This is a genomic window from Bacillus sp. 05T22 (assembly GCF_056396765.1).
Genome location: NZ_JBFTMC010000026.1, coordinates 41,651 through 49,255, shown reverse-complemented (window position 1 = coordinate 49,255; position 7,605 = coordinate 41,651). Strand labels below are relative to the sequence as shown.

At 36.1% G+C, this 7,605-nt stretch carries 7 protein-coding genes and 1 pseudogene; 4 read left to right on the top strand and 4 right to left on the bottom strand.

The window, feature by feature from the left end; genetic code table 11:
* The coding region (locus AC1DIT_RS11295; protein WP_476998191.1) for an MBL fold metallo-hydrolase at window positions 1-957 on the top strand (957 nt) is incomplete at its 5' end.
* Between the two features lie 103 nt (window positions 958-1,060).
* Window positions 1,061-1,483, top strand: a complete 423-nt coding sequence (locus tag AC1DIT_RS11290) for a hypothetical protein (protein WP_016114650.1) — start codon at window positions 1,061-1,063, stop codon at window positions 1,481-1,483.
* 423 nt (window positions 1,484-1,906) lie between these two features.
* Here the strand turns inward: AC1DIT_RS11290 and AC1DIT_RS11285 are convergent.
* Window positions 1,907-2,134, bottom strand: a pseudogene (locus AC1DIT_RS11285) (DUF3600 domain-containing protein); the annotation flags it as partial.
* A gap of 197 nt (window positions 2,135-2,331) precedes the next feature.
* Here AC1DIT_RS11285 and AC1DIT_RS11280 point away from each other — a divergent pair.
* Both AC1DIT_RS11280 and AC1DIT_RS11275 read left to right on the top strand, forming a co-directional pair.
* On the top strand, window positions 2,332-3,309 hold the full coding sequence (locus AC1DIT_RS11280; RefSeq protein ID WP_016114648.1) for a quinone oxidoreductase family protein: 978 nt from the start codon (window positions 2,332-2,334) through the stop codon (window positions 3,307-3,309).
* An 11-nt stretch (window positions 3,310-3,320) separates the two neighbouring features.
* Entirely contained in the window at window positions 3,321-3,932 is a 612-nt protein-coding gene (locus AC1DIT_RS11275) for a zinc dependent phospholipase C family protein (protein ID WP_016114647.1), read from the top strand.
* Between the two features lie 102 nt (window positions 3,933-4,034).
* Here AC1DIT_RS11275 and AC1DIT_RS11270 read toward each other — a convergent pair whose 3' ends face one another.
* The 3 genes from AC1DIT_RS11270 to AC1DIT_RS11260 all read right to left on the bottom strand — a co-directional run bounded on the left by AC1DIT_RS11270 (window position 4,035) and on the right by AC1DIT_RS11260 (window position 7,530).
* Window positions 4,035-5,204 (bottom strand): DEAD/DEAH box helicase, encoded by a 1,170-nt coding sequence (locus tag AC1DIT_RS11270; RefSeq protein ID WP_016114646.1) that lies wholly within the window; start codon window positions 5,202-5,204, stop codon window positions 4,035-4,037.
* A gap of 19 nt (window positions 5,205-5,223) precedes the next feature.
* Entirely contained in the window at window positions 5,224-5,751 is a 528-nt protein-coding gene (locus tag AC1DIT_RS11265) for a hypothetical protein (RefSeq protein WP_016114645.1), read from the bottom strand.
* A 90-nt stretch (window positions 5,752-5,841) separates the two neighbouring features.
* Window positions 5,842-7,530, bottom strand: a complete 1,689-nt coding sequence (locus AC1DIT_RS11260) for a formate--tetrahydrofolate ligase (protein ID WP_033671148.1) — start codon at window positions 7,528-7,530, stop codon at window positions 5,842-5,844.
* Window positions 7,531-7,605 lie beyond the last annotated feature (75 nt).

The window sequence follows — 7,605 nt, the reverse complement described above, 5'->3', positions numbered from 1 at the left end:
CAATTATCCTCTCAGTTATATATCATTGATGATTACGATTTACAACATGAAGAGCGAACTGGTACATATGTCTTACTTGGTGATGAAATTACTTTAATTGAAACTTGCGCTGCTCCTTCCCTTCCACATCTTCTAAATGGCTTACAACAATTACGGATTAACTTAGCAGATGTTAAAAATATCATTGTTACACATGTTCATCTTGATCACGCTGGCGGTGCTGGTTTAATGATGGAAAAATGTCCAAATGCAACTTTATTCGTCCATTCGCGTGGTGCTCGTCATATGATTAATCCTACGAAATTAATTCAAGGTGCCAAAGCTGTATATGGTGATTCTTTTGATGAACTCTTCAATCCAATTCTTCCTATTCCAGAGAAACAAGTCCATATCGTACAAGATGGTGAGACATTGCAAATCTCAGAAAAGCGGGTACTAACATTTTACGATACACCAGGGCACGCCAAACATCATATAAGTATCCATGACTCCTTAACAAATGGCATTTTCACGGGTGACACAATTGGTATTTATTATCGAGAACTAGCTGAACTTGGTGTTGAACTATATTTACCGACCACATCTCCTTCACAGTTTCAACCAAATGCGATGATTGCTGCAAAAGACCGCATTCGAAATATGAATGTTGACTCAATCTACTTTGGACATTATGGTGCATCTTCCCATGTTTCTGAAGTATATAAACAGCTTGAATATTGGCTCCCTATCTTTGTTGAAGCTGGAAAACAAGTATTTGAAAAAAATCAAGATTTTGAAACATCAAGTCATGAATTGTATAGTTTATTATTGGAAACAGTATCCTCACATCTTACAAAACAAGGTGTAACACCGACCCATTCTATTTACGATGTTATCAAACTCGATATGGAGATCAGTGCGATGGGAATTATTGATTATCTTACAAAGCAAGAAAAGGCGGAAGCAACTACTAACTAAATAGAAAGACAATTCGAGGATATTATGCTACATTTCAAGCATATATCCTCTTTTTTTGAATATGTTTTTTCAATAATAAACATACAAAAAAAGGAGTGATACAATGAAAAAGGTTAGCAAATACTTATGTTTCACTTTATTCATTGTTATATTGCTATTTACAGGAGGGAAAATTCAATTTTATTTAGATCAACAAGCTGAACTATCCTTTCATATGTATCCTCGAATATTTTCCTTTGTATTTTTCCCCTTTTTCATTGGTGGCGTACTGCGCTTCTGTCAACTTATCAATAACAAGAAAAATCAACATGTATGGAAATTTCAACTAGAGAAATTTATAGGCATTGCGTTACCTTCAGCATTGATTGGCTTTTCACCTATTCTATTATTCTCACCTATCGGACAATTTTTTCCTTACTTAGCTTACTTAGCTATCCTAACTCTTTTAAATACAACATTTCCCGTAATAATAAATATAATAGCTGGTTACTCATTATTAGATAGTTTCATACGAAAAGAAAACTAACATGATACGAACCTCACACCAATAAAAAACCCTATCGGTATACCTCTACTCCTGTGACTTTAAACATATAAAGGAAACTTGACGATTTAAGTTCAAAATTAGAGAACGGTGAACTATCCCTAAAAGTCGGATTTTTCTCAGATCCAACAAATGCTTCTTTTGTCACCACATTTATCTCTCAACTCCTTATCGCTCTTATAGGAACAGCATTTGGCGGTATTTCAATTGATGTCTTATATTTAGCAAACAATGCAAAAGAACCAAACGATCAATTTTTAAGCGTAGTTGGTTACGGTGGCTTATTTATTAGTGCAATTCTCCTTGTGAGAGTGGCTATACATGCGGTAAGAAAATTCAAATAATAACTTGCATACACTACAAAGAAGAGCCTTTTTATAAACATCGGCTCTTCTTTTCATATATTTAATTTATTTGTTGTACTTTTCCATTTACATACTCCATAAACCGATCCGCTTGTACAAATTCTTGTACAAATTCTTCTTTATACGCTTCGGGGACTTCTTCTACCGTTACATGTCCGCTTGATTTAATGTTCACCAGCACTTTCTCATATGTCATTAATGCTTCTATATACTGCTCGTACTCTTTAGATGTTAATACTTCTTTACTAGATTTATCCCCATTCAATTGTCTTACACTATATATTGGCAAGTTAAAAACATTTCGTTCGTTTTTTAAAATTATTTTCGATATAAATTAATATAATGATTTAAAACTTATAACTTTATAACATTAACTTATAATCCGCTATAACAATTATATAATTTTCCATTTTATGATAGGTGTTTAAAATAATATATATAATATATTTTTAGGAGGACATCTAAATGAAAGCAATTGTTGTAACTGCATTTGGCGGACCTGAAACAATGAAGTATACAGAAGTCGATATGCCAACTTTTAATGAGAAACAAGTGTTAATTCGCGTTATCGCGACAAGCGTCAATTTTGCCGATATTAAATCGCGCTATGGCAAAAAAGGGAATGGAAAACTCCCATTTATTCCAGGTATAGATGCGGCAGGAATTGTAGAACAAGTAGGTTCAGATGTGAGAAATATTCGCGCTGGACAGCGTGTAATCGCCTTTCCTCTTACTGGTTCGTATGCTGAATATGTTGTCGCAAATGAAAACCTTACCTTTGTATTACCTGATGAAATTGACTTCACAACTGCAGCCGCTTGTCCTATCGTATCTTTTACGAGTTATAACTTGCTTGCAAATGTCGCAAGATTACAACAAGGTGAAACCGTTCTTATTCATGCTGCGGCTGGTGGTATCGGAACAACATCGATTCAATTAGCAAAAATATTAGGGGCTGGAAAAATTATTGGAACAGTCGGAAATAAAGCGAAAAAGAAAGTTGCTTTAGAAGCTGGGGCTGATCATGTTATTTGTTATCAAGATGAGGATTTTAGTAAAAAGGCAAATGAACTTACGGGTGGTAAAGGTGCCGATGTTATTTTGGATTCCATTTCCGGAGCAGTGTCAGAAAAAAGCTTGGAGTGTTTGGCTTACTATGGTCGCCTTGTCCATTTTGGTAATGCTAGCGGGGAAATTGGAACATTTCGGACAAAGGATTTACATGCAAGCTGTCGTTCTATTCTTGGCTTTAGCTTTGGAACGACTCGTAAGAAACGTCCTTACTTACTTCGTCATACCGCTAACCAAGTTTTTCAGTATTTACGTGATGGAAGCCTACAAATTGCAATTGGTAAACGTTTTACACTTCAAGATGCAGGGAAAGCGCATGAATGGATCGAAAGTAGACAGAGTACAGGAAAAATCATTCTGACTGTTAAATAGAGGTGTCATTCATGGGGTCACGAGTTATGCATTTGATTATCGCAAATGGTATTGCAGAGAAATTATCCATCCCTGATAAAACATCTTTCTTGCTTGGGGGAGTAGCTCCTGATGCAGTTCGTTCAAAAGAGGAAAAAAACGTATCACATTTTTATGCTGGTACAACAAAGAACTATACCAGAAGAATTGATTACGGTACATTTCTTCAAAAATATAAAAAGCACATAGATTCCTCTTTCATTTTAGGGTATTATACACACCTTATTGCTGATGATAATTGGCTCAACGGTTTTTTTCTTCCTTGGCTCAAAAATAGAATCGAGCATGATCAAACAATTTTATCTATGTATCATAACGATTTTAAATTATTGAATGCAAAACTATTACATCATTACGATAAAGAGCAGGAATTCCTTTCTATTCTTAATCAAGAAGCAAACATACCAAATGTTGAGGAAGTAACAGAAGAAAACGTTCTAGCTTTTAAAAAGCTTATTTTTAATGATATGGTATTTCCACAGCAAGATCTGCATGCTGAATTACAAGTGTTTACGTTTAACCAAATTGTCGGTTATGTAGAAACTGCTATTGAGAAAGGTGTTTTCTTTTTAGAAAGGCTCTAACATAGTTATTTAACCTTTTAAACACTAAAAAGGCGTGACTACTTTATACATGTAGACACGCCTTCTCACTTTCATTATTCTCCCATTAAGGGAAGTCTCCTATTATCTAGGCTTCTTCTTCCCAGTAAATGCAGGTTTCGTTTTCTTTGGTGCTTTCGGTTTAGACTCTACAAATGTTCCTTTAAACATCTCGTGTTTCTTGAACTGAATGCCTAACTTTTTCGCAAATTGAAGTAGTTTACGCTCTTCTTGCGGAGTAACAAGGGAAACAACTGTCCCCTCTTTCCCCATACGTCCTGTACGGCCTGAACGGTGAATGTATTGATCTAATGTATCTGGTAACTCTAGGTGAATTACATGTGTTAAATCATCGATATCTAACCCACGCGCAGCGATATCTGTCGCTAATAAGATTTCTAAATTCCCATGACGGAATGCGCGCATCGTTGCTTCACGTTCTTGCTTATTCGCTTCCGCATGAAGAGCTGCTGCTTTCATTTTACGGAATTTCAGTTTCTCAGTAATTTCATCTAAGCGGAAGGGATCATTTAAAAAGGCAACTGCTTTTACATTCCCCATATGCATAATTCTTCTAATATAATCATTTTTTTCACGGCGTTCACAAACGATATACGTATGCTCAACTAAACTCTTTGTTTCTGTACGTGTGATGCGAACTAATTGTGGATCAACTGCAAAATCGCGTGCTACTTCTTCTGCAGCTTTTGTCATTGTTGCCGAGAAGAATACTAATTGACGATCACGCATTGTTGATTTAATTACATCAAACACAGCTTCCATCATCTTTTGTTTTACAATTTGATCAAATTCATCAAATACAATTGTCTTCACTTCATGCATTTTTAACTTTTTCATACGAATTAATTCTAAAATACGTCCTGGTGAACCAACAATGACTCTTGGATGCTTCTTTAACTTTTCGACTTGGCGCTTAATATCCGCACCACCAATTAAAGATGCACCTGAAATGTCAGTTCCGATTGTAAACTTTTGAACTTCTTCATGAATTTGCATAACAAGTTCACGCGTTGGCGCTAGAATTACAACTTGTGGTTGTTTCACTTCAGGATTAATTTTATGTAAAAGTGGTAATAAGTACGCTAATGTTTTCCCTGTCCCAGTTGGTGATTCAGCTATAACGTCTTGTCCTTCTAAAATGGTTGGAATCGCTTGTTTTTGAACTTCAGTAAACTCTTTAAAACCAGCCTTCTCCCAAGCTTGTTGCAAAAATGGTTGCATATCTTTTATCATTTGTTTTTCTCCTTTATCTCTATTTTTGAAGAAAATGTTGTATTGTTCGCACTGTTTCTATCATGTGAGAAATAACAGTTATTAAATCATCAACATGGTCTTCTGTAATCGCTTTTTGAAATAGAACCTCTACCTTATTATGATATGAAATCGCTTGCTTATTATATTCGTATGAAATTTCCTGCGTAATCATTCGCTCTTTTCCCCAAATAGATTGTACTAACGATTCGATCTCTTGACAATCTGTTTCTGGGTGCTGTAACGGAAATGCAAATTGCAGTTTCAGTTCACAACCTGGTATAAACTGCGGCACTTCTAAAATCTCACCTGATAAATTTTTCGCATCTACTGACAGTGAGAATGTCGCTTCTACTAACGGTTTAAACTGTTCAGTTAATTGAAATGAAATATGATATATACGGCTTAGCGATGCAAGGTCCATCATATCTTTTCGATCCGTTACAAGAATATCACCATGTAAATCAAAATCATAGACAGCTCCTTCAACGATTACTTTTAAATTTTCAAAAGCAGTTGGATCAAACATAATTTCCTCCAAAAAACAGGCGCCTTTCGATGGAAAGGCGCCACTTGATGTATATATAGTTTACAGATAAACGTGATGAATTACAACCTTTTAGAATAAACCTACTGCTTTTCCATCTGCATTTACGTCCATTTGAAGTGCCGCAGGCTGTTTTGGAAGACCTGGCATTGTTAACATTGTTCCTGTTAACGCTACAATAAACCCTGCACCAATCGATGGTTTCAATTCACGAATTGTAACAATAAAGTCAGATGGTCGACCTAATTTTGTTGCATCATCAGAAAGAGAATATTGTGTTTTCGCCATACATACTGGCAGGTTGCTCCAACCTTCTCCTGCAAATTGAGCCAATTGCTTACGAGCTTTTGGAGCAAATTCGATATCTTTTGCACCGTATACTTTTTGAGCAATTGTACGGATTTTTTCTTCTAATGGCAATTCTAATTCGTAAAGTGGTGCGTATTTGTTGTCACCTTTTTCAATTACTTTTAATACTTTCTCAGCAAGGTCTACACCACCTTGGCCGCCTTTTTCCCAAACTTCTGTTAAGGATACTTCGTAGCCACGCTCATTGCACCATTCTTGTAAGTATGCAACTTCCGCATCTGTATCTGTAATGAATTTATTAATTGCGATTACGAATGGAACACCGAACGCTTGAATTGTTTCAACATGTTTTTGTAAGTTTTCCATTCCTTTTGCTAGCGCATCTATATTTTCTTCTTTCAGCTGATCTCTCGCCACACCGCCGTGCATTTTAAGCGCACGAATTGTCGCAACGATAACGACTGCTTCTGGTTTAATACCAGCTGCACGCGCTTTAATATCTAAGAATTTTTCAGCACCTAAGTCCGCACCGAAACCAGCTTCCGTGATTACATAATCGCCTAATTTTGCTGCCATTGTTGTAGCGATAACACTGTTACAACCGTGAGCGATATTAGCGAATGGTCCGCCATGAATGATTGCTGGTGTATTTTCTAATGTTTGTACTAAGTTTGGTTTTAACGCATCTTTTAATAGAAGTGTTAACGCTCCTTCTACGCCTAAATCTTTAACTGTTACAGGCTCGTTGTCCATATTATAAGCAACGACAATGCGAGATAAACGTGCTTTTAAATCTTGAATATCTGTCGCAAGGCAGAATACAGCCATAATTTCAGATGCTACTGTAATATCAAAACCGTCTTCACGCGGTACACCTTGAACCGGCCCACCAAGACCAATTACTACATTACGCAGTGCACGGTCATTTAAATCGACACAACGCTTCCATACGATTTTTCGCGTATCAATCTTAAGTGTATTTCCTTGTTGAATATGGTTATCGATAAACGCTGCTAATGCGTTATTTGCAGTTGTAATGGCATGAATATCACCAGTAAAGTGAAGATTGATATCTTCCATTGGTACAACTTGTGAATAACCTCCACCTGCTGCACCACCCTTTAGTCCCATTGTTGGTCCAAGTGATGGTTCACGAAGTGCAATTACTGCTTTTTTACCAATTTTATTAAAAGCTTGACCTAGACCAACTGTTACTGTTGATTTACCTTCTCCTGCTGGAGTCGGGTTAATCGCTGTTACTAAAACAACTTTTCCGTCTTTCTCAGTTTGTAAGCGCTTAAAAATATCAAGAGATAATTTTCCTTTATAATGACCATAAGGCTCTAGTTCTTCTTCTAAAATGTTTAACTCCGCTGCAATCTCTTGAATTTTCTTCATACTTGCTTCTTGTGCAATTTCAATATCGGATTTAACTGTTGTAGTAGTTGTCATATACCCTAGTCCCCCTTTAATTGGTTCTGCCCATATTGTATCAGTTTTTTGTATTTTCTGCACTTATTTACCTCC

Bases quoted from the DNA above. Each gene is read 5' to 3' on its own strand.
- AC1DIT_RS11290 (WP_016114650.1), top strand. From the start codon at position 1,061: ATGAAAAAGGTTAGCAAATACTTATGTTTCACTTTATTCATTGTTATA.
- AC1DIT_RS11280 (WP_016114648.1), top strand. From the start codon at position 2,332: ATGAAAGCAATTGTTGTAACTGCATTTGGCGGACCTGAAACAATGAAG.
- AC1DIT_RS11275 (WP_016114647.1), top strand. From the start codon at position 3,321: ATGGGGTCACGAGTTATGCATTTGATTATCGCAAATGGTATTGCAGAG.
- AC1DIT_RS11270 (WP_016114646.1), bottom strand. From the start codon at position 5,204: ATGATAAAAGATATGCAACCATTTTTGCAACAAGCTTGGGAGAAGGCT.
- AC1DIT_RS11265 (WP_016114645.1), bottom strand. From the start codon at position 5,751: ATGTTTGATCCAACTGCTTTTGAAAATTTAAAAGTAATCGTTGAAGGA.
- AC1DIT_RS11260 (WP_033671148.1), bottom strand. From the start codon at position 7,530: ATGACAACTACTACAACAGTTAAATCCGATATTGAAATTGCACAAGAA.